Annotated in this window: 17 protein-coding genes; 12 read left to right on the top strand and 5 right to left on the bottom strand. The window is 70.5% G+C overall.

Going from position 1 to position 23,640, the window contains the following annotated elements:
* Positions 1 to 147: 147 nt before the first annotated feature.
* The 3 genes from cofD to AB0959_RS27860 all read left to right on the top strand — a co-directional run bounded on the left by cofD (position 148) and on the right by AB0959_RS27860 (position 3,561).
* The gene (cofD, locus tag AB0959_RS27850; RefSeq protein ID WP_366829330.1) at positions 148 to 1,131 is read left to right on the top strand and encodes a 2-phospho-L-lactate transferase; all 984 of its coding nucleotides are present in this window, start codon (positions 148 to 150) and stop codon (positions 1,129 to 1,131) included.
* A 32-nt stretch (positions 1,132 to 1,163) separates the two neighbouring features.
* Positions 1,164 to 2,489: a coenzyme F420-0:L-glutamate ligase gene (locus tag AB0959_RS27855; protein ID WP_366829432.1), complete on the top strand. Its 1,326-nt coding sequence runs from the start codon at positions 1,164 to 1,166 to the stop codon at positions 2,487 to 2,489.
* 67 nt (positions 2,490 to 2,556) lie between these two features.
* Positions 2,557 to 3,561 carry a DNA-3-methyladenine glycosylase 2 family protein gene (locus AB0959_RS27860; RefSeq protein ID WP_366829331.1) on the top strand — a complete coding sequence of 335 codons (1,005 nt, stop codon included), beginning with the start codon at positions 2,557 to 2,559 and terminating at the stop codon, positions 3,559 to 3,561.
* A 214-nt stretch (positions 3,562 to 3,775) separates the two neighbouring features.
* On the opposite strand, the gene AB0959_RS27865 is transcribed toward AB0959_RS27860, so the two are convergent.
* Both AB0959_RS27865 and AB0959_RS27870 read right to left on the bottom strand, forming a co-directional pair.
* Entirely contained in the window at positions 3,776 to 4,858 is a 1,083-nt protein-coding gene (locus AB0959_RS27865; protein WP_366829332.1) for an NDP-sugar synthase, read from the bottom strand.
* 115 nt (positions 4,859 to 4,973) lie between these two features.
* Entirely contained in the window at positions 4,974 to 6,317 is a 1,344-nt protein-coding gene (locus AB0959_RS27870) for a peptidoglycan recognition protein (protein ID WP_366829333.1), read from the bottom strand.
* 137 nt (positions 6,318 to 6,454) lie between these two features.
* On the opposite strand from AB0959_RS27870, the gene AB0959_RS27875 reads away from it, so the two are divergent.
* The 4 genes from AB0959_RS27875 (at position 6,455) to AB0959_RS27890 (ending at position 12,871) form a co-directional block, all read left to right on the top strand.
* On the top strand, positions 6,455 to 7,216 hold the full coding sequence (locus AB0959_RS27875) for a TIGR03089 family protein (protein ID WP_366829334.1): 762 nt from the start codon (positions 6,455 to 6,457) through the stop codon (positions 7,214 to 7,216).
* A 421-nt stretch (positions 7,217 to 7,637) separates the two neighbouring features.
* Positions 7,638 to 8,888 (top strand): LCP family protein, encoded by a 1,251-nt coding sequence (locus tag AB0959_RS27880; RefSeq protein WP_366829335.1) that lies wholly within the window; start codon positions 7,638 to 7,640, stop codon positions 8,886 to 8,888.
* A gap of 222 nt (positions 8,889 to 9,110) precedes the next feature.
* Positions 9,111 to 10,838: an LCP family protein gene (locus AB0959_RS27885; RefSeq protein ID WP_366829336.1), complete on the top strand. Its 1,728-nt coding sequence runs from the start codon at positions 9,111 to 9,113 to the stop codon at positions 10,836 to 10,838.
* Between the two features lie 347 nt (positions 10,839 to 11,185).
* A complete protein-coding gene (locus AB0959_RS27890; RefSeq protein WP_366829337.1) occupies positions 11,186 to 12,871 on the top strand; it encodes an LCP family protein in 1,686 nt (561 codons plus the stop codon).
* A gap of 62 nt (positions 12,872 to 12,933) precedes the next feature.
* Here the strand turns inward: AB0959_RS27890 and AB0959_RS27895 are convergent, their stop codons facing one another.
* On the bottom strand, positions 12,934 to 14,232 hold the full coding sequence (locus tag AB0959_RS27895) for an LCP family protein (RefSeq protein WP_366829338.1): 1,299 nt from the start codon (positions 14,230 to 14,232) through the stop codon (positions 12,934 to 12,936).
* 365 nt (positions 14,233 to 14,597) lie between these two features.
* Between AB0959_RS27895 and AB0959_RS27900 the strand changes: the two genes are divergently transcribed.
* The gene (locus AB0959_RS27900) at positions 14,598 to 15,401 is read left to right on the top strand and encodes a ribosome-inactivating family protein (protein ID WP_366829339.1); all 804 of its coding nucleotides are present in this window, start codon (positions 14,598 to 14,600) and stop codon (positions 15,399 to 15,401) included.
* Positions 15,402 to 15,447: 46 nt separating this feature from the next.
* Here the strand turns inward: AB0959_RS27900 and AB0959_RS27905 are convergent, their stop codons facing one another.
* Complete coding sequence (locus AB0959_RS27905; RefSeq protein WP_366829340.1) at positions 15,448 to 16,893, bottom strand: LCP family protein; 1,446 nt, start codon at positions 16,891 to 16,893, stop codon at positions 15,448 to 15,450.
* A 127-nt stretch (positions 16,894 to 17,020) separates the two neighbouring features.
* Between AB0959_RS27905 and AB0959_RS27910 the strand changes: the two genes are divergently transcribed.
* Positions 17,021 to 18,049, top strand: coding sequence for a glycosyltransferase family 2 protein (locus tag AB0959_RS27910; RefSeq protein WP_366829341.1), 1,029 nt, complete (start codon positions 17,021 to 17,023; stop codon positions 18,047 to 18,049).
* Between the two features lie 105 nt (positions 18,050 to 18,154).
* Here the strand turns inward: AB0959_RS27910 and AB0959_RS27915 are convergent, their stop codons facing one another.
* Entirely contained in the window at positions 18,155 to 19,312 is a 1,158-nt protein-coding gene (locus AB0959_RS27915) for an acyl-CoA dehydrogenase (RefSeq protein WP_366829342.1), read from the bottom strand.
* A gap of 199 nt (positions 19,313 to 19,511) precedes the next feature.
* Between AB0959_RS27915 and AB0959_RS27920 the strand changes: the two genes are divergently transcribed.
* From AB0959_RS27920 to AB0959_RS27930, 3 genes are all read left to right on the top strand, one after another.
* Complete coding sequence (locus AB0959_RS27920; protein WP_366829344.1) at positions 19,512 to 20,855, top strand: UDP-glucose/GDP-mannose dehydrogenase family protein; 1,344 nt, start codon at positions 19,512 to 19,514, stop codon at positions 20,853 to 20,855.
* A gap of 819 nt (positions 20,856 to 21,674) precedes the next feature.
* A complete protein-coding gene (locus AB0959_RS27925) occupies positions 21,675 to 22,283 on the top strand; it encodes a hypothetical protein (RefSeq protein ID WP_366829345.1) in 609 nt (202 codons plus the stop codon).
* The gene (locus AB0959_RS27930; protein WP_366829347.1) at positions 22,280 to 23,614 is read left to right on the top strand and encodes a copper resistance protein CopC; all 1,335 of its coding nucleotides are present in this window, start codon (positions 22,280 to 22,282) and stop codon (positions 23,612 to 23,614) included. The genes AB0959_RS27925 and AB0959_RS27930 overlap by 4 nt, the downstream gene beginning before the upstream one ends.
* The last annotated feature ends 26 nt before the right edge of the window (positions 23,615 to 23,640 follow it).

Genomic DNA, 23,640 nt, shown 5'->3' on the forward strand with positions numbered 1-23,640 from the left:
ACGGGCGTCGGGCGTCGGGCGTCGGGCGTCGGGCGTCGGGCGTCGGGCGTCGGGCGTCGGGCGTCGGGCGTCGGGCGTCGGGCGTCGGGCGTCGGGCGTCGGGGGTATGGGGCCACGGTGTCCTATCCGCCTGCAAGACTGGCCCTCATGCGCATTGTGGTTCTGGCAGGCGGCATCGGTGGTGCCCGGTTCCTGCGTGGTCTGAAGCGGGCCGCGCCGGACGCGGACATCACCGTCATCGGCAACACCGGGGACGACATCCACCTCTTCGGGCTGAAGGTCTGCCCGGACCTCGACACGGTGATGTACACGCTGGGCGGCGGTATCAACGAGGAACAGGGCTGGGGCCGGGCCGACGAGACCTTCCATCTCAAGGAGGAGCTCGCGGCCTACGGGGTGGGGCCGGACTGGTTCGGGCTCGGGGACCGGGACTTCGCCACGCACATCGTGCGCACGCAGATGCTGTCCGCCGGCTATCCGCTGAGCGCCGTCACCGAGGCGCTGTGCGACCGGTGGAAGCCCGGTGTGCGGCTCATCCCGATGTCCGACGACCGCATCGAGACCCATGTCGCGGTCACGCTGCCCGACAGCGGGGCCACCCCGGACCCCGGCGAGCGCAAGGCGGTCCACTTCCAGGAGTACTGGGTGCGGCTGCGGGCCTCCGTCCCGGCCGAGGCGATCGTGCCGGTGGGCGCGGAGCAGGCCAAGCCCGCCCCCGGTGTCCTGGAGGCCATTTCCGAGTCGGACGTGGTGCTCTTCCCGCCGTCCAACCCGGTCGTGTCCATCGGCACGATCCTCTCCGTGCCCGGCATCCGCGAGGGGATCGCCGAAGCCGGTGTGCCGGTCGTCGGCCTCTCCCCCATCGTCGGGGACGCGCCCGTGCGGGGCATGGCCGACAAGGTGCTGGCCGCCGTCGGCGTCGAGTCCACGGCGGCGGCCGTCGCCGAGCACTACGGTTCGGGGCTGCTGGACGGCTGGCTGGTCGACACGGTGGACGCCGGTGCGGTGGACCGGGTCGAGGAAGCCGGGATCCGGTGCCGGGCCGTGCCGCTGATGATGACGGACCTCGACGCGACGGCACAGATGGCCCGCGAGGCGCTGACGTTGGCGGAGGAGGTGCGGGACGCTTGAGCGGCGAGTCACCGAGAGGCACCGGCAGCGACATGACGGACGCCGCTCCCGGTTACCGCGTGTGGGCCCTTCCCGGGCTGCCCGAGATACAGCAGGGCGACGATCTCGCCAAGCTGATCGCCGCCGCCGAACCGGGGCTCGCCGACGGGGACATCCTCCTCGTCACCTCGAAGATCGTGTCCAAGGCCGAGGGCCGGGTCGTCGAGGCCACCGACCGCGAGGCCGCGATCGACGCCGAGACCGTACGGGTCGTGGCGCGCCGCGGGCCCCTGAGGATCGTCGAGAACCGGCAGGGTCTGATCATGGCCGCCGCCGGCGTCGACGCCTCCAACACCCCGTCCGGGACCGTGCTGTTGCTGCCCGAGGACCCGGACGCGTCCGCGCGGGTCCTGCGGGAGGGGTTGCGGGAGGCACTCGGCGTCGATGTGGGGGTCCTCGTCACCGACACGTTCGGGCGACCGTGGCGCATGGGGCTGACGGACGTCGCCATCGGCGCCGCGGGCGTGCGCGTACTCGACGATCTGCGGGGCGGGACCGACGCCCACGGCAACCCGCTCAGCGCGACCGTCGTCGCGACCGCCGACGAGCTGGCCGCCGCCGGGGACCTGGTGAAGGGCAAGGCCGAGGGGCTGCCCGTCGCCGTGGTGCGCGGGCTGGCGCACGTGCTGGCCGACGGCGGCGACGACGGCGACGGCGACGGCGACGGAGCCCGGGTGATGGTGCGCGGCGCGCGGGACGACATGTTCCGGCTCGGCACGTCGGAGGCCGTACGGGAGGCGGTGACCCAGCGGCGCACCGTGCGGGCGTTCACCGACGAGCCCGTCGACCCCGGTGCCGTACGGCGTGCCGTGGCCGCGGCCGTCACCGCGCCGGCGCCGCACCACACCACTCCGTGGCGGTTCGTGCTGCTGGAGTCCGAGGAGTCGCGCACCGGACTGCTGGACGCCATGCGGGACGCGTGGATCGAGGATCTGCGGCGGGACGGCAAGAGCGAGGAGTCCATCGCCAAGCGGGTGCGGCGGGGTGACGTGCTGCGCAACGCGCCGTACCTGGTCGTGCCTTGTCTGGTGATGGACGGTTCGCACACGTACGGGGACGCGCGGCGGGACGGGGCCGAGCGGGAGATGTTCGTGGTCGCCACCGGGGCCGGGGTGCAGAACTTCCTGGTGGCGCTGGCCGGGGAGCGGCTGGGCTCCGCCTGGGTGTCGTCGACGATGTTCTGCCGGGATGTCGTGCGGGAGGTGCTGGGGCTGCCGGAGGGCTGGGACCCGATGGGGGCCGTGGCGGTGGGGCATGCGGCGGAGGAACCGAGGGCGCGGCCGGAGCGGGACGCGGGGGCCTTCATCGAGGTGCGGTGAACGTGGTGGACTGGACCGGCGGTCTCTTCTCTCTTCGGTAGCCCCCTGAGCCTCTAGGACCTCACCCTTGTCAGGACGTTTCGCACCGCGGCCCACGCGGACGACCGTGCGCGGTGGGCATGTCGCCGTGCCCGGACCCAGGGGTGCGGCGACCGGTCCTGCCGCGGGCCGGACGCGGAGGTGGCTGCCCGAGGGGCCGCTCGATCTGGGGCTGGTGCTCGGGCCGCTGCGGCGCGGGCCCGCCGATCCGACGTTCCGGGCGACTCCGGACGGGTCCGTGTGGCGGGCCTGTCGTACGCCGGCCGGGCCCGGCACGCTGCGGGTCGCCTTGCGGGGCGGGGTGGCGGAGGGCGAGGCGTGGGGGCCGGGGAGTGAGTGGTTGCTCGACCGGCTCCCCGCACTGCTGGGGGCGTACGACGATCCCGACGCCTTCGAGCCGCGGCACCGGCTGGTCGCGCTGACGCGGCACCGGCGGCCGGGGCTGCGGCTGACGCGGACCGGGCTGGTGATGGAGTCGCTGATCCCGTCGATCCTGGAGCAGAAGGTCACGACGGATGAGGCGTACCGGGCGTGGCGGCTGCTCGTGCGGACGTACGGGGAGCCGGCGCCGGGGCCAGAGCCGGGGCGGATGCATGTGATGCCGGCGGCGCGGACGTGGGCCTTGATTCCCTCGTGGGAGTGGCATCGGGCCGGGGTCGACAACAAGCGGGCGTCGACGATCCTGCGGGCCGTCCGGGTTGCCGCCCGACTGGAGGAGGGCGTCGGGATGGCGCCGGAGGAGGCGCGGCGGCGGCTGGAGCTCGTGCCGGGGGTCGGGCCGTGGACCTCGGCGGAGACCGTGCAGCGCAGTCATGGGGCGGCGGACGCGGTGACCGTGGGGGATCTGCATCTGCCGGGGATCGTGGGGTATGCGCTGGCGGGTGACCGGGATGCGGATGACTCGGTGATGTTGTCGCTGCTGGAGCCGTATGCGGGGCAGCGGCATCGGGCGGCTCGGTTGATTCTGTTGTCGGGGCGTGTGCCGCCTCGGCGTGTGCCGAAGATGCCTCGGGGGGACATCGGGCGGTTGTAGGTACGGGGTGTTGTCGCCCCCGCCGCCCCTACCCGTCCCATCCCTGGGGGCTGCGCCCCCAGACCCCCGCGGTGGGCAGGGGGCTGGGTGGGTGGGTTCAGTGCGGGTGAATGGGTTGTTCGTCGGCCTGAACGGCCTCGTCCTCAAGCGCCGGACGGGCTGGTTGGTGCGGGGCCGGGCCTACAAGCGCCAGTAGGCAGGCCGAGCCCTCCCGCTACTCGTCCGAGGAGAAGCGCACCGACGCTGTGGGGATTCTCGCGTCGCACCAGACCCGTACGCCGTCTCGGAGTTCGTTGTCCGCGCCTATGACCGCGCCGTCGCCGATGACCGCGCCGGTGAGGATCGAGCGTTCGCCGATGCGGGCCCTGGCGCCGATCAGGGAGTCGGTGATGACGGCGCCGGGTTCCACCACGGCGCCCGCGAGGACCGTGCTGCCGAAGACGCGCGCGCCCTCGCCGACGAAGGCGCCCTCGCCGACCACCGTGCCGCCGGTCAGTTTGGCGTCGCCGGCGACCTGGGCCGTGGGGAGGATCAGGCGGTCGCCGCAGTTGCCGGGGACGGCGGGGGACGGGGCCCGGCCGAGGACCAGGTCGGCGGAGCCGCGGACGAAGGCCGCCGGGGTGCCGAGGTCCAGCCAGTAGGTCGAGTCGACCATGCCCTGGAGGTGGGCTCCCGCCGCCAGCAGGTCCGGGAACGTCTCGCGTTCGACCGAGACCGGACGGCCCGTGGGGATCGTGTCGATGACCGCGCGGCGGAAGACGTACGCCCCCGCGTTGATCTGGTCCGTCACGATTTCCTCGGGGGTCTGCGGCTTCTCCAGGAAGGCCGTCACCCGGCCGGTCGCGTCCGTGGGGACCAGGCCGTAGGCGCGCGGGTCCGTGACCTGGGTCAGGTGCAGGGAGACGTCCGCGCCCGTCGACTGATGGGTTGCCACCAGGGCTCTGATGTTCAGGCCGGTGAGGATGTCGCCGTTGAAGACCAGGACCGGGTCGTCGGGCTCCGAGTGCAGACGCGAGGCCACGTTGCGTATCGCGCCGCCGGTACCGAGGGGTTCCTCCTCGGTGACGTACTCCAGGTGGAGGCCGAGCGCGGAACCGTCGCCGAAGTGCGGCTCGAAGACCTCGGCCAGGTACGAGGTCGCCAGGATGATGTGGTCGACGCCCGCCGCCCTCGCCCGTGCCAACTGGTGGGTGAGGAAGGGGACGCCCGCCGCCGGAACCATCGGCTTCGGGGTGTGCACCGTGAGCGGACGCAGCCGGGTACCTCTGCCGCCGACCAGGAGAATCGCTTCTGTCACCTGTCGTCTCTGCTTCCTGCCGGGACCGGCCGAACTGCTTTTTCGGCCGGCCAGTGTATGCAGACCGTTCGATGCGCCTTCGATGGCAGTGCGGGGGTGTCCTTCGATGGCTTGCCTACTTGCCCTGGTACCGCGCCGCCTGCGAGCGGACCGTGCCGAGCATGCTGTACAGGCTGCGGCCGGGGCACTCGGTGGCGAAGCCGTCCCGGTGACCGGAGATCGTGTTCAGTCGCACCTTCTTGCCCTTGGGGTAGAGATTGCCACCCCCCGACGTCAGATATGTCTTGCCGTTGGCGTCCGCCCCGTAAAGTCCGAGTTTCCAGGCGCTGAGCTTTGCGATGCCAGTGATCGCGGCGGCGGGCGGCTTCACGGTGCCGAAGCTACCGAGCACGGCGACACCCATGGTGTTCGAGTTGAATCCAAGGGTGTGGGCGCCCATGACGGGCTTGGCGACACCGCCCGCGCGGCCCTCGTAGACGGTTCCGCACTTGTCGATGAGGAAGTTGTAGCCGATGTCGCGCCAGCCGCTGCTGACGACGTGGTAGCGGTAGATACCACGGATGAGCGAAGGGGCCTGCGCGCAGGTGTAGTTGTTGCCCGACGCCGTGTGGTGCACGAAGGCCGCGTCGACCCGCTTCGTGTAGAGGAACTCACGCTCCCTCAGTTGCTCGTCGGCGCCCCATCCTCGGCGCGTGACGATGGAGGGACGCGGGGCGCCCTCCTCCTCGACGTCCCGCGTGGACGCCGGGATCTCGAAGGCACCGAGGGGCGCGAGGTCCGCGTTCACGGCGGACGCGGCGGCCGCCCCTGCGGTCAGCGGTCCGAGACCCGAGGCGTCCACGGGGGAGCCGCCCGGTGGAGGCTCGTTGCCGACGCCCGGGTCGACGAGCTCGAGGCGCATCCCCGACGGGAGCGTCTGGTCTCCGGGGACGCCCGTGCGGTGCTCGATCTCCGCGCGCACCCGTAGCTCGACCCCGTCCGAGGACCCCACCCAGAGCGGTGCCGTCGAACCGCGTACGCGTCCGGAGACGCGCTCGGCGGTGTCGGGGTCGGCCGCGTGCTCCTGGTTGTGCGTCTCGATGTCCTGCCAGCCGGACCAGTGGGCGGTGCCCGTGGCCCGGGCACGGACCTGGACGCGGCCGCGGAGCTCGGTTTCCGGGTCGTCCCAGACCACGCCGACCAGTGAGAACGTCCGTACGCCTCGGCGGGTGACGCCCTGGTCCGGAACGGCTGGAGCGGCTGGAGCGGCTGAAATGGCTGAAGTGGCTGAAGTGGCTGACGCGGTCGCCCGGTCGCCGCCGAGGGGGGCGAGGGGGATCGACTGGGTGCTGCCCGGCAGGGACTCGTCGGACGGGAGGTCGCCCGGCGCGGCCGAGGCCGGGGACGCGGACAGGGCCAGGGGGACGGACAGGACCGCGGCGCAGGTGACGCCGATCGAGGATGCCAGGAATCTACGCATACGCCAGATATTGCGCATAGTCATGCTTGTATGCACTTCCAGGATTTGACGGAGCGTCGGCGGGATTCCCCCGAACCGGTGGTCCGGCCGCTCGACCGGGCGGCCCGCCCCGGTGGGGCCCCGCGTACGCTTGCCGCGTGAACGCCACCGACCGCACCCCTGCCGACCTGCTGCGATCCGCGCTCGCCGCGGATCCCGCGCGCCCCCTGGTGACCTTCTACGACGACGCCACGGGCGAACGGGTCGAACTGTCCGTGGCCACCTTCGCCAACTGGGTGGCCAAGACCGCGAACCTGCTCCAGGACGAGCTCTCCGCCGAGCCCGGCGACCGGGTCGCGCTCCTGCTGCCCGCGCACTGGCAGACGGCCGTGTGGCTGCTGGCGTGCTCGTCGGTGGGCGTGGTCGCGGACGTGGCCGATGCCGGCGCCCCGGCGGCGGCCGACATCGTGGTCAGCGGGCCCGACACGCTGGACACGGCCCGCGCCTGCTCGGGGGAGCGCGTGGCGCTGGCGCTTCGGCCGCTCGGCGGGCGCTTCCCGCAGCCGCCGGAGGGGTTCGTCGACTACGCCGTTGAGGTCCCGAGCCAGGGGGACCGGTTCGTGCCGTACGCGCCCGTCGACCCGGAGGAGCCCGCGCTGATCGTGGCCGGGCGGGAGTTCAGCGGTGCGGAGGTCGTGGAGCGGGCTCGGGCGGAGGCGCCCGCGCTGGGCTTGACCGGGCCCGGGTCGCGGTTGTTGTCCGGGTTGCCGTACGACACGTGGGAGGGGCTCAACGCCGGGTTGTACGCGCCGCTCGCGACGGGCGGGTCCGTGGTGTTGTGCCGGCATCTCGATCGGCTCGGGGAGGAGGCGCTGGCCAAGCGGGTCGAGAGTGAGCGGGTGACGGTTACGGCTCGTTGACGGTTGCCTCCGGCGGTGGGGGGTCGTCTTGTGGGTGCCCGTCGTGTGTTGTCTGCGGGCCGTCGGTGGCTTGTCGCGCGGTTCCCCGCGCCCCTGATGGGGTGCCTGCCGTGTGGTGCCTGCGGGCCGTCCGTGGCTTGTCGCGCCGTTCCCCGCGCCCCTGAAAACCGCGCCGTTCCCCGCGCCCCCCAAAGAACGCCCCGTTCCCCGCGCCCCCAAAGAACGCCCAGTCCCCTTCGCCCCCAAAGAACGCCCAGTCCCCTTCGCCCCTGACAACACCCAGCCCCCCTCGCCCCATCTGAGCCCTCCCTCTAGAGAGCGTTCTCCCTCGTTCGGCTCACCCCGGCCGCCGTTCCCCTCCCCCCGAGGCATCGTCGTAGGAGCACGTCACAGTCGTACGACGCGAGGGGGTGACCCTGAGGTGAGAGGTGCCGAGGGTGATCCCGGAGGCGGGCGTCGGCGGCGGGGGTGGGTGAAGTGGGGTGCGGTCGGGCTGGCCGTGCTCGTGGTCGGGGCCGTCGGGGTCGGGTGGGCGGCGTACGAGAAGCTGGACGGGAACATCACGTCCGACACCGAGGCGGCGAGAGAGCTCGCCCGGTACGAGAAGGAGCGCCCGACCGCGCTGGTGCGCGGCGCGCAGAACATCCTGCTGATCGGGTCGGACACACGGTCGGGCGCGGGCAACCGCACGTACGGGCGGGACTCCGGCACCGAGCGCTCCGACACCACGATCCTGCTGCACCTCGCGGCCGACCGCGGCAGCGCCACCGCCGTCTCCCTGCCCCGCGACCTGATGGTGAACGTGCCCCGTTGCCGCAAGGGGAACGGCACGCGCACCGAACCCCAGTTCACCATGTTCAACCGCGCCTTCCAGATGGGCGGGTCGGCCTGCACGATCCGTACGGTCGAGAAGCTGACGGACATCCGTGTGGACCACCACGTCGTGGTGGACTTCCGTGGCTTCAAGAAGCTGGTCGACGCTCTCGACGGGGTCTCGGTCTGCCTGGCGGAGCCGATCAACGACACGGCGGCCAAGCTGCGGCTGCCCGCGGGCAAGGTGCGGCTCAACGGCGAACAGGCCCTCGGTTACGTACGCGCCCGCAAGTCCCTCGGCGACGGCAGTGACACCGAGCGGATGGGCCGCCAGCAGCGGTTCCTCGCCGCGTTGGTCAGCAAGGTGAAGAGCAATGGCGTCCTGCTGAACCCGGTGAAGCTCTACCCCGTGCTCGACGCGGCCACTTCGGCACTCATGACGGACCCCGCACTGGCCAGTTTGCGCGGTTTGTACGACCTTGTACGAGGCTTGCGCACGATCCCTACGGGAAAGGTGCAATTCCTGACCGTGCCCCGCCGGTCGTACCCCTACGACACCAATCGCGACCAACTCGTGGAACCCGCGGCCGGCAGACTCTTCGCGCGGCTGCGTGCGGACAGGCCGGTGACGGTGGTCACGCAGAATACGGAGGAATCCGACTCAAAAAGCCGCAATGCGGCGCCGGAAGTCGGGGACCGGGATGAACACCGAGCCGCACGGAATCCGTACAGGGAGTCGAACGCGCACCCGCACGACTACAGCGAGTCCTTCGAGGACACGCGCGAGGAGGGCTCCCATGAGTCCGACCCGACTCCCACTTTCCGCGGCAGCACCGCCGTCGTGGACGACTGCAGGTAAAGCGCACGTCAACACAGGGAACAAATGCGCTAAGAAACGGGCGGATTGCCCAGGTGTATGGACGTGGAATTTGTCACCGTCGTCGCTTGACGCCTAATCGGGCGGATAGTGTGAGCGATCCGGTGTGTCGGGCCTTCTTCGGCCGCGCACCACTTGCACGAGAACCCGAGCGTCTTTTGAGGGGGAAGACGCTGCGTGGCCCCAACGGAGGAATGGACAACCGTGGACGCGCAAGGCCGTGGGCGGGCGGATGACATCGACCCCGCAGACCAGTGGGTACTCAACCCGAACACCGGTGAATACGAGCTGCGACTGACTCCTTCCGCACCGCAGTCAGCGACTGTGCCGAGGCCCCGGAGGACCGGTGCCGGGGCGGCGGGGGCAGGACCCGCCGGGGCGGGGGCGGGAACCATGACGGCGGGAACGGGCACCCGCCAGATGCCCGAGGTGGTGCCGGGACAGCGCCGTCGTCGTGGTGCGCCGGCCGAGCCGCCGCCGGGACGCCGCCGGACGAAGCCCCAGAAGTCGAAGGGCAAGAAGATCCTCGTCTGGACGGGCGGCACGCTCGCCTTCGTCCTCGTCGCCGCGAGCGCGGCGGGCTACCTCTACTACGAGCACCTCAACAACAACATCACGTCCGTCTCCGACGACGGCGCGAGCACCGGCGGCTTCAGCAAGGACCGCGCGATCAACGTGCTGATCATCGGCACCGACAAGCGCGACGGCAAGGGCAACAAGGGGTACGGCGACGCCGGCAGCGTCGGCCACGCGGACACCACGATCCTGCTGCACGTCTCCAAGGACCGTACGAACGCGACCGCGATGAGCATCCCGCGGGACATGATCGTGGACATCCCGGACTGCCCGACCACGTTCGCGGACGGCACCGAGAAGGACATCCCGGGCACGCCCAAGACCCGTTTCAACGTGAGCCTCGGCCAGGCCGACCGCACCCCGAGCTGCACGATGCGGACGGTCAAGGAGCTCACCGGGATCACTCCCGACCACTTCCTGGTGGCCGACTTCAACGCGGTGAAGACGCTGACCTCGGCGGTCGGCGGGGTCGAGGTCTGTCTGAACAAGAACCTCGACGACCCGAAGTCGAAGCTGAAACTGTCCGCGGGCAAGCACAACATCGAGGGCGAGCAGGCCCTCGCGTTCGTGCGCACCCGGCACGCCGTCGGCTTCGGCAGCGACCTGGACCGGATCAAGCTCCAGCAGCAGTTCCTCAGCTCGCTGATGCGCAAGCTGTCGTCGAACGACACGCTGACCAGCCCGTCGAAGATGCTGAAGCTGGCCGAGGCGGGTACCAAGGCGCTCACCGTCGACTCGAAGATCGCGGACCTGCGCAAGCTCGCCGCGCTCGGCCAGGAGATCGGCAAGGTCAAGACCAAGAACCTGACCTTCACGACCGTCCCCGTGATCGACAACACCGACGGCGCGACCGTGCTGCCCACCCCTGTCAAGGCCCAGGAGCTCTTCGACACCATCAAGGACGACGTGTCGCTGTCCGAGGTGAAGAAGCAGCAGAAGGAGAAGGAGGCCGCGAAGCTCAAGGGCTCGCGGGCGAAGGCCTCCGACGTCCGGGTCGACATCTACAACGGCGGCGCCCCCGCCGGCAGCGCACAGGAAACTCTCACGTACCTGCAGAACGATGAGGGCGTGACCAAGTCCAGTCAGCTCGGCAACGCCGACAAGACCCTGGCCAAGACGACCCTCGCGTACGATCCCGACCAGGCCGACCAGGCACGCAAGCTGGCCGACATCCTGGGTCTGCCCGCGTCGGCGCTGCAGCCCGGTGAGGGCAACAGCGAGACCAACGACCAGGGGTTGCCCGCGATCGTCCTCACCCTCGGCAAGGACTTCAAGGGCGCCGGATCGCAGAGCACGTCGGCGGCCGATCTGGACGTCCAGAAGAACACGGCGGACAAGGAAACGTGCGCCGGGTGATGACCTGACGGGGTCATTCCGCGTCTAACAGAGCGCGAGGTGTGTCCGGGCCGGACACGGCGGCGCGTCCCCGAGCGGGCGTGCGCGTGTCCGGCCCTGGCGTACTTCGTGGTGTCCGGGTCGGCCGGGTCGGCGTACGACGGGAGCCGAGCCGGACTCGTGCCGAGGTCCGGGGCAGGCGCAACGGCGCGCCCAGGACAGGTGCGTACGAACGTGTCATACGGATCGGCCGAGTGATGCGTTCAACCATTCACGAGTACATCAGTACATCCGAGTTGGGCTTTCGAAGGTCCAACCGGAAGCGGGAAAGGTCCCGTTCGGCAGGCAGGGTGGGGAGGGGCAGGGAGATGGTGCGCAGCGGTGTGCGGGGGGATCGAAGTCGGCCAGGGGTACGCGGGGCCGGTGAGGGCGGTAAGGGCTGGGCCGACGGCCCGCACGGCGCGGAGAGCGGCCCGGGGGCGGACGAGGGGGACAACGCTCCGGTGGCCGAGCCTCAGGGGCACGGACGGCACGGCGGCGGCGGTCGCGGCCGCGGGAGCGCTCCCGGGCGCCCGCGCCGCAGACGTCGCGTCCTGCGCTGGTCGGCGACCGTCCTGGCGGTTCTGATACTCGGCACGGCAGGCGCCGGTTACCTCTACTACGAGCACCTCAACGGCAACATCAAGAAGGACGACCTGAACCTCGGCGACAAGGAGATCGCCAAGCCGACGCCGAACGCGGCCGGCCAGACCCCGCTGAACATCCTGGTCATCGGCTCGGACGCGCGGGACACCAAGGAGAACCAGCAGCTGGGCGGTGCCAAGGAGACCTTCGGCGGCACCCCGCTCGCGGACGTGCAGATGCTGGTGCACCTGTCCGCCGACCGCTCCAACATGTCGGTGATCAGCATGCCCCGCGACACGCTGCTGCAGATCCCCAAGTGCACGGACCCGGACGACGGCAAGGTGTACCAGGCGTCCAACGGCCGGGTGATGACCAACCAGTCGCTGGGCCGCGGCGGCCCCGGCTGCACGGTCGCGACCTGGCAGGAACTGACCGGGATCCACATCGACCACTTCATGATGGTGGACTTCTCGGGTGTGGTGTCGATGGCCGACGCGATCGGCGGCGTACCGGTGTGCGTCACCGCCAACATCTACTCCAAGGACAGCCAGGGCCACGGCTCGGGCCTGAAGTTGAAAGAGGGCACGACGTACATCAAGGGCAAGCAGGCCCTGCAGTGGCTGCGCACCCGGTACGGCTTCGAGGACGGCAGCGACATCGCGCGCGCCAAGGCACAGCACCAGTACATGAACGCGATGGTCCGTGAGCTGCGCGAGAACGCCACGATCACCAACCCGAACAAGCTGCGCAAGCTGGCCGAGGAGGCCACGGACTCCCTGACCGTCGACGACGGCCTGGGCACGGTCGCGAAGCTGTACGACCTCAGCACCGAGCTGCGCAAGGTCGCGCCCAAGCGGATCACGATGACGACGATGCCGTACACCTACGTCGGCGCCCGTGTGGTCCCCAAGGAGGGCGACGCCGAGAAGCTGTTCCGTCTGGTGCGTGAGGACATCGCGCTGGACGGCAAGGGCAAGAAGAAGGCGACGGCGGAGCAGGCCTCCGACGATCCGGCCGCGGCCGAGGACGAGATCGGTGTGCTCGTCGAGAACGGCACGAGGACCTCGACGCTCGCCCCGGTCAGCGGGCGCGCGAGCACGGTGACCCAGCTGCTCGTACGGGAGGGCTTCACCAAGACCACGGCCGACCAGACCTCGGCGGTGTCCGAGGACGAGACCGTCGTGCGCTACCCGAGCGCCGAGCTGGAGGGCGACGCCCAGGCGGTCGCCAAGGCCCTGGGCATCCCGCTGAGCCAGGTGGAGAAGTCGACCAATGTCAGCGGGGTCACGCTCGTCGTGGGCGCGGACTGGCGCGAGGGGACGGCGTACAAGGCGAAGAAGGAGAACGACAGGACGCCCGAGTCCGCCGACGCCCTGAACGGCGCCAACAAGAAGGCGTGCATGCAGGTGAACCCGAACTTCACCTGGTAAGACGGAAGCGGCGGCCCCGTGCTCCACGGGGCCGCCGCTTCTCCATGTCGATGGCTTGTGCCTCAGTTGCCCGAGACCGTGACCTTCTCGTCGTCCTTGAGTTCGCTGACCAGCTGCTTGACCTTCGTGGTGTTCCACTGGAGGTTGCCGTTCGGGGAGTTGCCCGAGATCGGCATGTTCATGGACTTGCCGTCGCCGCCCGTGACGCCCTTCATGGCCCAGAACATGTCGCCCAGGTCCCACAGGCTCATGTCCTTGTCAACGATCAGGGTGCCGAGACCCGCGCTCATCGTCGGGTAGAGCTTGAACGGGTTGAGGATCGTGCTCGGCGTCGCCGTCTGGCTGGCGAGGGCCGAGAGGAACTTCTGCTGGTTCTTCGTGCGGTCCAGGTCACTGCCCGCGAGGGCGTACCGGGTGCGGACGAAGGCGAGGGCCTGATCGCCGTTCAGGGTCTGCTTGCCCGCCTTGAAGTCGGCGCCGGACTTGGTGTCCTTCATGCCGCCCTTGGGGATGTCGATCTCCACGCCGCCGACCGCGTCGACGATGTTCGCGAAGCCCGCGAAGCCGATCTCCACGTAGTGGTCGATGTGCAGGCCCGTGTTGGCCTCGACGGTGCGGACCAGCAGCGTGGGGCCGTCCTCCGCGTACGCCGCGTTCAGTTTCGTCTGGCGGCCGGTGCCCGGGAAGGTCTTGCCGGACTCGGATCCCTTGTACGTGGGGATCGTCACGTTCGAGTCGCGGGGCAGCGAGACGAGCGTGGGGCCGTTGCTGCCGGTGTGGAGGATCATCATCGAGTCCGTGCGCTTGCCCTCGGCGGACCCGGTGTGGAGTTCCTTCTTCTGCTCGTCGGACAGGCCGGCACGGCTGTCGGAGCCGACGATCAGGTAGTTCGTGCCCTCGCCCGTCGCCGGCCGGTCGATCACCTTGGAGAGGTCGACGTCGCGGTTCAGCTTGGAGTCGGCCCAGAAGTACGTGCCGACGCCCCACGCGACCAGCACGGTCACCACCGTGATCGCGGTCCACTTGACGCGCCGGCGGTAGTTCGGCCGCGGCCGGTACCGCTGCATCTCCGGGTCCGGGTCGTTGTCGTTGGGCACGAAGCCGCTGCCGCCGCGGCCACTGCCGCTGTACACCTGTCCGGTGTTGTAGCCGCTGTCGTACGGCTCCGGCGTGCCGTATCCGTCGCCGTACCCGTTGTCGTACGTCGGCTGTGGCGGCACCCCGCCTCGCGGGGGCGCCCCGGACGGGCCGCGCCTCACCTGTCGCATCACGCGCGCGCCCTCGGGCTGTGCGCTCGCACCACCGTGGCCGTACCCACCGCCACGGCTGCTGTCGGACCATCCCTCGGGCCAGTCATTCATGGGCCCAGTGTGCAGTGCACAGCCATGCCCTTCACAAGGGTCGAAGAAAAACGGAGGCAGTGCTGTTGCGAAGCTGACACAAATCGCACAAATGTCAGAGCGGCATAAGGTGGGGGGCCATGACAGACCAGGCCTCCGACCCGGAATCTGATATTCCGGGCAAGCCGATCCCGGCGTCCCGCAGACCGGGGCGGGGCGCGTGTGCCGTTCGACACGTCACACGAGTCAACCGCCAGGAAACCTGTCGGTACTGGCCGGTTGGGACATCTGCCTCTGGTTGCCTCTGAGGTACCCCCACAGACTCGCGCACCAAGGGGATCCGAGAACGATCCCGCGTTCCCCGCAGCGCGAGAAGGAGCCTCCGCATGCACCTGCACGTCGCGACACCCGAGCCCCCGGCCCACGGCCCCGGCCACAAGCACCGCGCCCGCCGGCTGTCCGGGAAGTTCCTGGCGCTGTACCTCCTCATCTCCGGACTGCTCGCCGCAGCCGTCCTGGTGGCCCCGCAGTCCCACGAGAAGGCGGGCGCCGTCGGCAACGGCCGGGACATCACCTGGGACGTCAACGGCGGCCTCACGGCGTACCGGGCGATGATCACGTCCGTACGCGAACAGGCGGCCGCGGGGCAGGTGCCGGAGAACGAGGCGTTGCGGGACGAGGCACTGCGGGACTCGGGGCCGCGGGCCGAGCACGTCTTCGCCGTCGGCCTACGGGCCGGCGAGACCCCCCGGACACCGCGGGCATCGCGAACATCGCGGACATCGCGGGCGCCGCTCGTCAGCCTGCTCGTCAGGGCGCGGGACCTGGCCGTCGTCGGCTACCGGCTCACGACGGCACAGGGCCACGACAGCTTCTTCTGCTTCCGGGGCACGGAGAGCGGCGACGCCCCCGACGAGCTGCGCTTCGGAGGCGGTTACGACGACCTGGAGCGGGTCGGCGGCAGAAGCCGGGCCGGCCTGGTGATCGACGAACGGCTGATGACGAGGTCGTTCACGGCGCTGCGGGACGACGCCGACGAGGCCTCGACGGCCCGGGCGCTGTTGGTCTTCACCATGACCGTCTCGGAGGCCGCGCGGTTCGACGCGCTGGAGCAGGCCTTCCAGACGGTCTTCGACGACGGCTCCCACACCGTCTCCCGGGCCGAGGCGGAGCTGATGAACTCCCTGTGACGGCCGGCGGGCAGGGGCACCGCCAGGGGCACCTCTAGGAGCACCTCTAGGGGCAGGAGACCTCGTCGCCGGTCACCACCGAGAGCTCCCCCTCGTCGGCGGCCCTGACCTTGCGCACCGACTTGAAGTCCGTCCCGGCGACCACTCTGAGCACCGGCCCCTGTCCCGGCGCCTCCCGCAGCTCGGCCCCCGGCAGCGCGGCCGCGAGGGAACGGGCGGAGCGGTCCCAGCGCGGGTCGTACACGACGGTCGTGCGCTCCACGGCCGGGGAGCTCGCGTTCACGGGTACCCCGGTCGTACGGAACCCGACGGCCGCCAGCAGGTCGTCCACCCGCTTGCCGAGCCCGTCCACGGTCGTGCCGTTCTCCACCTGGACGTGGATCTGCTCCGGGGCCACCTCGACGCGGACGGCCCTGCTCCGTCGCGTCCTGTGCGAGGCCAGCGGTTCGTCGTCGCGCAGGGCCTGGAAAAGGCGGGCCGACCTGGTCTCGTCCCACTTCAGCGTGGAGCCGACGCCCTTCACGGCGTACCCCATCTGTTCGATGGGGACCGTGGTGAACTCGGACGAGGCGGGCGAGAAGGTGCGCATCGCCCGCCCGAGGTCGAGCAGTTCCCGGGTGCCGAAGCCCTCGTCCGCGCGCACCGAACCCAGTACGGCTCCGGTGACGTCACGGAACTTCATCGGGTTCAGCAGCACTCCGGAGGACGTGGCGTACTCGACGAGCGAGGCGAGGAAGCGCTGCTGGCGCTGCATCCGGCCCAGGTCGGAGGAGCTGTCGGCGTGACGGGAGCGGACGTACTGCAGGGCCTGGCCGCCGTTCAGCCGGTGCGCGCCCGCGGGGAGGTCGAGGCCGGTGTACGGGTCCTTCAGCGGGTGGACGGTGCAGATCTCGACGCCGCCGAGCACGTCCACGGTCTTCATGAAGCTGATGAAGTCGACCTCCAGATAGTGGTCGATCTTGACCTTCGTCATGTGTTCGACCGTGCGCACGGTCAGCTGCGGACCGCCCTCCGCGTACGCCGCGTTCAGCTTGATCGGGTGCGAGTCGTGCCGCTCGCCGGTGACGCGGTCGGTGTGTGCGGGCGTCTCGGCGTACGAGTCGCGCGGCAGGCTCACCACACTGGCGCGCTCCCGGTCCTCGGAGATGTGCACGATCATCATCGTGTCCGTGCAGTGACAGGGGGCGCCGCCGAGCCGGTATCGGCGCCGCTCGTCCGCCGTGACCTGGTCGCGCCCGTCCGTGCCGACGAGCAGGATGTTCATGCCGTGCCCCGGCTTCGGGCGGCTCTTCATGTCCTTGAAGGGGTCGACGCGGGCGATGTCCTTGCTGAGGCTGGTGAGCATCGCGTGACCGATGCCCGCGGAGGCGAGCACCATCACGGAGAGCGTGGTCACCGCCCGCACGGCCCAGCCCGACCGGCTGCGCCGTACACGCGGCCGTCGGGAACGGAACGGCCTCGGCCGGGCGGGGCGGCGGGGCGGTGCGGGCACGGGGGACACCTCCGCGAGAGCTGGGCGTGGGATCCGTGAGCACCGTAGGCCCATACGATCTGCGGACCGGCCCAGCGACCGGGCGGCGCGCGTCGGTGTCCCCCGTTCGCGGTAACGTGAGCCGTCTATGAACGCCAAGCCCGACGTGCAGCTCCCCGCCGTGTCCGTCATCATGCCCGTCCTCAACGAGGAGCGGCATCTGCGCGGTGCCGTCCACGCGATCCTCGCCCAGGAGTACGCCGGCGAGATGGAGGTCGTGATCGCCCTCGGCCCCTCCGCGGACCGCACGGACGAGATCGCCGCCGAGCTGGTCCGCGAGGACCCCCGCGTGCACACCGTCCCGAACCCCACGGGCCGCACCCCGGCCGCGCTGAACGCCGCGATCAAGGCGTCACGCCATCCGATCGTGGTACGCGTCGACGGGCACGGCATCCTGTCGCCGAACTACATCGCCACGGCCGTACGGCTCCTCGAGGAGACCGGCGCGCAGAACGTCGGCGGCATCATGCACGCCGAGGGCGAGAACGACTGGGAGCACGCGGTCGCGGCCGCGATGACCTCGAAGATCGGCGTCGGCAACGCGGCCTTCCACACGGGCGGCGAGGCGGGTGCCGCCGAGACGGTCTACCTGGGCGTCTTCCGGCGCGCGGCCCTCGAACAACAGGGCGGCTACAACGAGGAGTTCATCCGCGCCCAGGACTGGGAGCTGAACTTCCGCATCCGTGAGGCGGGCGGGCTGATCTGGTTCTCGCCCGAGCTGAGGGTGTCGTACCGCCCCCGGCCGTCGGTCAGGGCGCTGGCCAAGCAGTACAAGGACTACGGGCGTTGGCGCCACGTCGTGGCCCGCTACCACGAGGGCTCCATCAACCTGCGCTACCTCGCCCCGCCGACCGCGCTGTGCGCGATCGCCGCGGGGATCGTGGTGGGTGCGGCGCTGACGCCGTGGGCGTTCGTCGTCCCCGGCGGCTACCTCGCGGCGATAACGGCGGGGTCGCTGCCCGCGGGCAAGGGCCTGCCGCTGAAGGCACGGCTCCAGATCCCCGTCGCCCTCGCCACCATGCACATGTCCTGGGGCTTCGGCTTCCTGACGAGCCCGCGGGCGCTGGCGAAGCGGGTGATCGCTTCGCGGCGGCCGGCGGTACTGGCGGAGAGCTGAGCGGTCGTCAGAGAACTGAGCGGCCGTCAGGCAGCTGGGTGACGAGACGAGTTGAGCCCCTCTCCTGGTGGAGAGGGGCTCGTTCCCGTCCTGGGGCGGTGCGCCCTACGGCAGGTTCCTCGCCATCACGATCCGCTGCACCTGGTTCGTGCCCTCATAAATCTGCGTGATCTTGGCGTCGCGCATCATGCGCTCGACCGGGTAGTCACGGGTGTAGCCGTAGCCGCCGAGGAGCTGGACGGCGTCGGTGGTGACCTCCATGGCCACGTCCGAGGCGAAGCACTTGGCGGCCGCGCCCTGGAAGGTGAGGTCCCTGTCGCCGCGCTCGGACTTCGCCGCCGCCTGGTAGGTCAGGGCGCGGGCGGCCTCGATCTTCATGGCCATGTCGGCGAGCATGAACTGGATGCCCTGGAAGTCGGCGATCGGCTTGCCGAACTGCTTGCGCTCCTGGACGTAGCCCTTGGCGTAGTCAAGGGCGCCCTGGGCGACGCCGAGAGCCTGGGCGGCGATCGTGATGCGGGTGTGGTCCAGCGTCTTCATCGCCGTCGCGAAGCCCGTGCCCTCCTCACCGATCATGCGGTCGGCCGGGATGCGGACGTTGTCCAGGTAGACCTCACGGGTCGGGGAGCCCTTGATGCCGAGCTTCTTCTCGGGGGCGCCGAAGGACACGCCCTCGTCCGACTTCTCGACGACGAAGGCCGATATGCCCTTCGAGCGCTTGGTGGGGTCGGTGACCGCCATCACCGTGTAGTACTCGGAGACCCCGGCGTTCGTGATCCAGCGCTTCACGCCGTTCAGGACGTAGTGGTCGCCGTCGCGGACCGCCTTCGTCTTCATACCGGCCGCGTCGGAGCCCGCGTCCGGCTCGGACAGACAGTACGAGAACATCGCGTCGCCCTTGGCCAGGGGCGCCAGGTACTTCTTCTTCAGGTCCTCCGAGCCGGAGAGGATCACGGGCAGGGAGCCGAGCTTGTTCACGGCGGGGATGAGGGAGGACGACACGCAGGCACGCGCCACCTCCTCGATCACGATCACCGTGGCGAGCGCGTCCGCGCCCGCGCCGCCGTACTCCTCGGGTACGTGCACGGCGTGCAGGTCGTTGGCGACCAGCGCGTCGAGAGCCTCCTGTGGGAAGCGGGCCTCCTCGTCCACGGCGGCGGCGTACGGCGCGATCTTCGCCTCGGCGAGCGCGCGGATCGCGTCGCGGAGCATGTCGTGCTCCTCGGACGGGCGGTACAGGTCGAAGTCAGCCGATCCGGCCACGGTCTCTCACGCTCCAAAGACGCTGTGATGCTGACGCTAATTACCGTTAAGTAACCCGAATTTTAAGGGGCCACCAGCGCGACGTGTACGTGAGCTTGGCGACAAGGGGAAACTGCCCGGTGAAGGGCGCGGGCACGCCCCGACTATGCTCAGGCAGCGCAGCTACGCCACCCCGCGGACGTACACCTCTGGAGTACCCATGGCCCTCAGGATCACTGTGATCGGCACCGGCTATCTCGGCGCCACGCACGCCGCGGCCATGGCCGAGCTGGGGTTCGAGGTGCTGGGGCTCGACGTGGTGCCCGAGAAGATCGAGAAGCTGGAGCGGGGCGAGGCCCCGATGTACGAGCCCGGGCTCGACGAGCTGCTGCGCAAGCACGTGGCGGGGTTCGAGGGCTCCAGCGGGCGGCTCAGGTTCACCACCGACTACGCGGAGGTCGCGGAGTTCGGTGACGTCCACTTCGTGTGCGTCAACACCCCGCAGCGGCACGGTGAGTACGCCTGTGACATGTCGTACGTCGACTCCGCGATCGCCTCGCTCGCGCCGCACCTGACCGAGGCCGCGCTGGTCGTGGGCAAGTCCACCGTGCCCGTCGGCTCGGCGGACCGGCTGGCCACGTACCTAGCCGAGCACGCGCCCGCGGGGGTGGACGCGGAGCTGGCCTGGAACCCCGAGTTCCTGAGGGAGGGCTTCGCCGTGCGGGACACGCTGCGGCCCGACCGGATCGTGGTGGGTGTGCGCAGCGAGCGGGCCGAGAAGCTGCTGCGTGAGGTGTACGCGACGCCGATCGCCGCGGGGACGCCGTTCATCGTGACGGACTTCCCGACCTCCGAGCTCGTGAAGACCTCGGCGAACTCGTTCCTGGCCACCAAGATCTCCTTCATCAACGCGATGGCGGAGATGTGCGAGGCGTCCGGCGGTGACGTGGCCAAGCTGGCGGAGGCCATCGGGTACGACGACCGGATCGGGAAGAAGTTCCTGCGGGCCGGGATCGGGTTCGGGGGCGGCTGTCTGCCCAAGGACATCCGGGCCTTCATGGCGCGGGCCGGTGAGCTGGGGGCCGACCAGGCGCTGACGTTCCTGCGCGAGATCGACTCCATCAACATGCGTCAGCGCGGACAGATGGTGGAGCTGGCGCGACAGGCACTGGGCGGTGGATCGTTCCTGGGCAAGCGGGTCGCGGTGCTGGGCGCCACGTTCAAGCCGGACTCGGACGACGTACGGGACTCGCCGGCGCTGAACGTCGCCGGGCAGATCCATCTCCAGGGCGGGCAGGTCACGGTGTACGACCCGAAGGGTATGGAGAACGCCCGGCGCGTCTTCCCGACGCTCGGGTACGCCGATTCCGCGATCGAGGCGGTGCGCGCGGCCGACGTCGTGCTGCATCTGACGGAGTGGCAGGAGTTCCGGGAGCTGGACCCGGCGGCGCTGGGTGAGGTGGCGGCGAGCCGTCTCGTGCTCGACGGGCGCAACGCGCTGGACCCGGAGCTGTGGCGTCGGGCGGGGTGGACGTACCGGGCGATGGGGCGGCCTGCGGCGTGAGGCCTTCGGCGGTTGGGGCGGTTTGGGTTGTGGGTGCCGGGGGTTCGTGGGCGGCTTGAGCGTCTCGCCTTGGCTTGGGTGCCTGAGGTTTGTGGGCGGCTGCGGGTTGCTTGTGGCTTGTCGCGCCCACGCGGCGGAGCCGCATATCGATACTGCCCCGCGCCCCTGAAAAGCCTGGGTGGCCCCGACAGGACGACATGCCGTTCCGCCTCGCGCCCGGGCGCCTGCCGTTTGTTCGTGGGTCGGAGGCGCGCCGGGAGGTCTCCGTCCTCGGTCCGGCGGCTGATGTGAGTGTGTGAGGTGTTCGGCGGCGGACGCCGGCCGCTGCGGGCGGACGCCTCCCGGCACACCGCCTTCCGTGCGTACGCGGGCGCGGGCCGGTGAGGGCAGGTGTTGCCTGCGCACTCTGCTCCGGGCGCGTCCGCGGCTTTTAAGGGGCGCGGGGCTGTGTGGAATATGCGGCTCCGCCGCGTGGGCGCGACAAGCCACAACGGACCCGCAGCAACCCACCGACAGAACTCGGCAGACGAGATTCAATGGCCGAGGTGTGGTGAAATCGCGAACACTCCTTCCCTGAAATCCCCGAAAGAATGAGCCCCATTCGAGCACTGTGAGGGAATTGACGGCCCCTCTACTCGCTTTCTCCACAGTCGCATTGCACGGAATGGCGCCGATGTCGCCCGTTCTCACAACAGGGGGACCCCCGAAAGAGAGGCAGGCAACAAGCGTTTAACTGCCGCGTAGTCACGCGGAATCCGCACCGCACTCCACTGGTCCGCATTCACTGACCGGAATGATCGGACCATGCCAGGAGTGAGCATGCCCCTGTTGCGCAGGGCGGACTGGCCGAGAGACCACCGCGACGAGGTGGTCGCGGGAGCGCTCGTCGGTGCCGTGGTGATCGTGCTCGGCTACGCGTCGGGCATCGGCGCCCCCTCGGCCTCGGGCGCGGACAAGACCGCCGCCCCACCCGCGTCACCGCCCGCGGCCATGGCACCCGTGCACCCCGCACCTGCCCCGGCGGAGCCCGAGGCGCAGGTTCCGGTGGGCCAAGTGCCGGGGGGAGCTGGGGAGTTGCCCGTGCTGGGCGGCGGGACCGGGGAACGCACCGGGCACGGGAGCGGCGCGGACGAGGGGCACGCGGGGCACGGGTCCGGGGGCGGATCCGCTACCGCGCCCGGGAGTTCGCCGTCTCCCTCGCCGTCCGGATCTCCGGGCGGAGAGCCCCCGGCGGGCGGCGACACGTGCGAGGACGGTGAGGTGCGGCTCGTGACGCCGCTCCTCACCGGGCTCACACGGCCACTGTTCGAAGTCGTCAATGGAACGGGCGAGACACCCTCGCCCGAGGCCTCACCGTGTGTCGGACTCGCACCGGTCGACGGGCTTCTCGGGATTTCCCCCTCACCGCTGCCGGAGGTCACCCCGTGATCGTCCGCCGTGCTCCTCGTTCCCGTTCGCGGATCGTCCTGCTGTCGCTCCTCGTCGTCTTCTTCTGCGGCTCGATGGGGGCCCAGCCCGCAGCCGCCCACACCGAATTGGCTCGCTCGGCTCCGAGGAACGGAGCGGAACTCGCGAAGGCGCCCGATCACCTCACACTCGTCTTCGACGAACCCGTCGATTACGGAGACGTACGTGTGATGAGGCCGGACGGGGACCGGCTTCCCGTGACACGTGCCGGGGACAGGAGCGTGCGGGTCGCTCTCGGCGCGCCGGGAAACGGGGAGTTCGCCGTCACCTGGTCCGTCGTCGACGAGGAGGACGGGCATGCCTCCTCCGGGCGGATCTCCTTCGGGATCGGGACGAACGCGGGCGCACAGCGCGACCGCGACGACAGTGCCGCGCCGTCACCCTCGTCGGCGGTGCGTGAGGGCCTCGTCGCCGCCCGGTGGACCGGATACGTGTCGCTGGCGCTCTTCGTGGGCGGGCTCGGCTTCGTCGCGCTGCTGTGGCCGCGAGGTGGGCGGGAGCGGCGGGCCCGGCTATTGCTCGCGTCGGCGTGGGCCGGAGGGCTCCTCTCGACCGTCGCCGGGCTCGGGCTTCAGGGCGCGTACGTGTCGTTCGGCGGGCTGCGGGACGTCGTGCGGGCGGCGACGTATGTCGACGTCCTGACCACCGAACCCGGGATCGTGCTCGCCGCCCGTGGGCTGCTGTGGGTGCTCGCGGCCGTGGTGCTGGCCGGACTCCTGCAGGGCGGCGGGCGGGCGGCGCGCTCGCCCGGGTGGCGTGTGGGTGCCCTCGCCGTGACGCTCGGGCTGCTGCGGACGACCAGTATGGCGGGCCACAACTCCGAGGGGAGCGAGCCTGCTTGGGGTGCCGTCGCCGATCTGGTGCATCTGCTGGGTGCCTCGCTGTGGGTCGGGGGGCTCGTCATGCTCGTGGTGGCCGTGCTGCCGCGTCGCGAGCCGGGTGAGCTGGCCGCCGTGGTGCCCGGGTACTCGCGGCTCGCCGCCGCGAGCGTGCTGGCCCTGGCGGTGGCCGGCCTGGTGCTCGCCTGGCAGGTCGTGGGGTCGTACGACGCCCTGCTGCACACCTCGTACGGGCATCTGCTGTTGCTGAAGACCGGGGTCCTCGCCGCGGTGATGGTGGCGGCCTGGTTCAGCCGTCAGTGGGTGCGCACCCGTCTGGATCTCGCCGTGCTGCTGCGCGGCGACGCCGCGTCCGTGCGGCCCTTCGGTTACTCGGTCGCGGCCGAGACGGGGCTCGTCCTCGTCGTCCTGGCCGTCACGAGTCTGCTCGTCACCGCCGATCCCGGCCGGTGAACTCCCCAGATATACAAAGGAGTTGT

The sequence above is a fragment of the Streptomyces sp. NPDC046862 genome, assembly GCF_040704615.1.
GTDB lineage: Bacteria > Actinomycetota > Actinomycetes > Streptomycetales > Streptomycetaceae > Streptomyces.

Bases quoted from the DNA above. Each gene is read 5' to 3' on its own strand.
- cofD (WP_366829330.1), top strand. From the start codon at position 148: ATGCGCATTGTGGTTCTGGCAGGCGGCATCGGTGGTGCCCGGTTCCTG.
- AB0959_RS27855 (WP_366829432.1), top strand. From the start codon at position 1,164: ATGACGGACGCCGCTCCCGGTTACCGCGTGTGGGCCCTTCCCGGGCTG.
- AB0959_RS27870 (WP_366829333.1), bottom strand. From the start codon at position 6,317: ATGCGTAGATTCCTGGCATCCTCGATCGGCGTCACCTGCGCCGCGGTC.
- AB0959_RS27890 (WP_366829337.1), top strand. From the start codon at position 11,186: ATGGTGCGCAGCGGTGTGCGGGGGGATCGAAGTCGGCCAGGGGTACGC.
- AB0959_RS27895 (WP_366829338.1), bottom strand. From the start codon at position 14,232: ATGAATGACTGGCCCGAGGGATGGTCCGACAGCAGCCGTGGCGGTGGG.
- AB0959_RS27900 (WP_366829339.1), top strand. From the start codon at position 14,598: ATGCACCTGCACGTCGCGACACCCGAGCCCCCGGCCCACGGCCCCGGC.
- AB0959_RS27910 (WP_366829341.1), top strand. From the start codon at position 17,021: ATGAACGCCAAGCCCGACGTGCAGCTCCCCGCCGTGTCCGTCATCATG.
- AB0959_RS27920 (WP_366829344.1), top strand. From the start codon at position 19,512: ATGGCCCTCAGGATCACTGTGATCGGCACCGGCTATCTCGGCGCCACG.
- AB0959_RS27925 (WP_366829345.1), top strand. From the start codon at position 21,675: ATGCCCCTGTTGCGCAGGGCGGACTGGCCGAGAGACCACCGCGACGAG.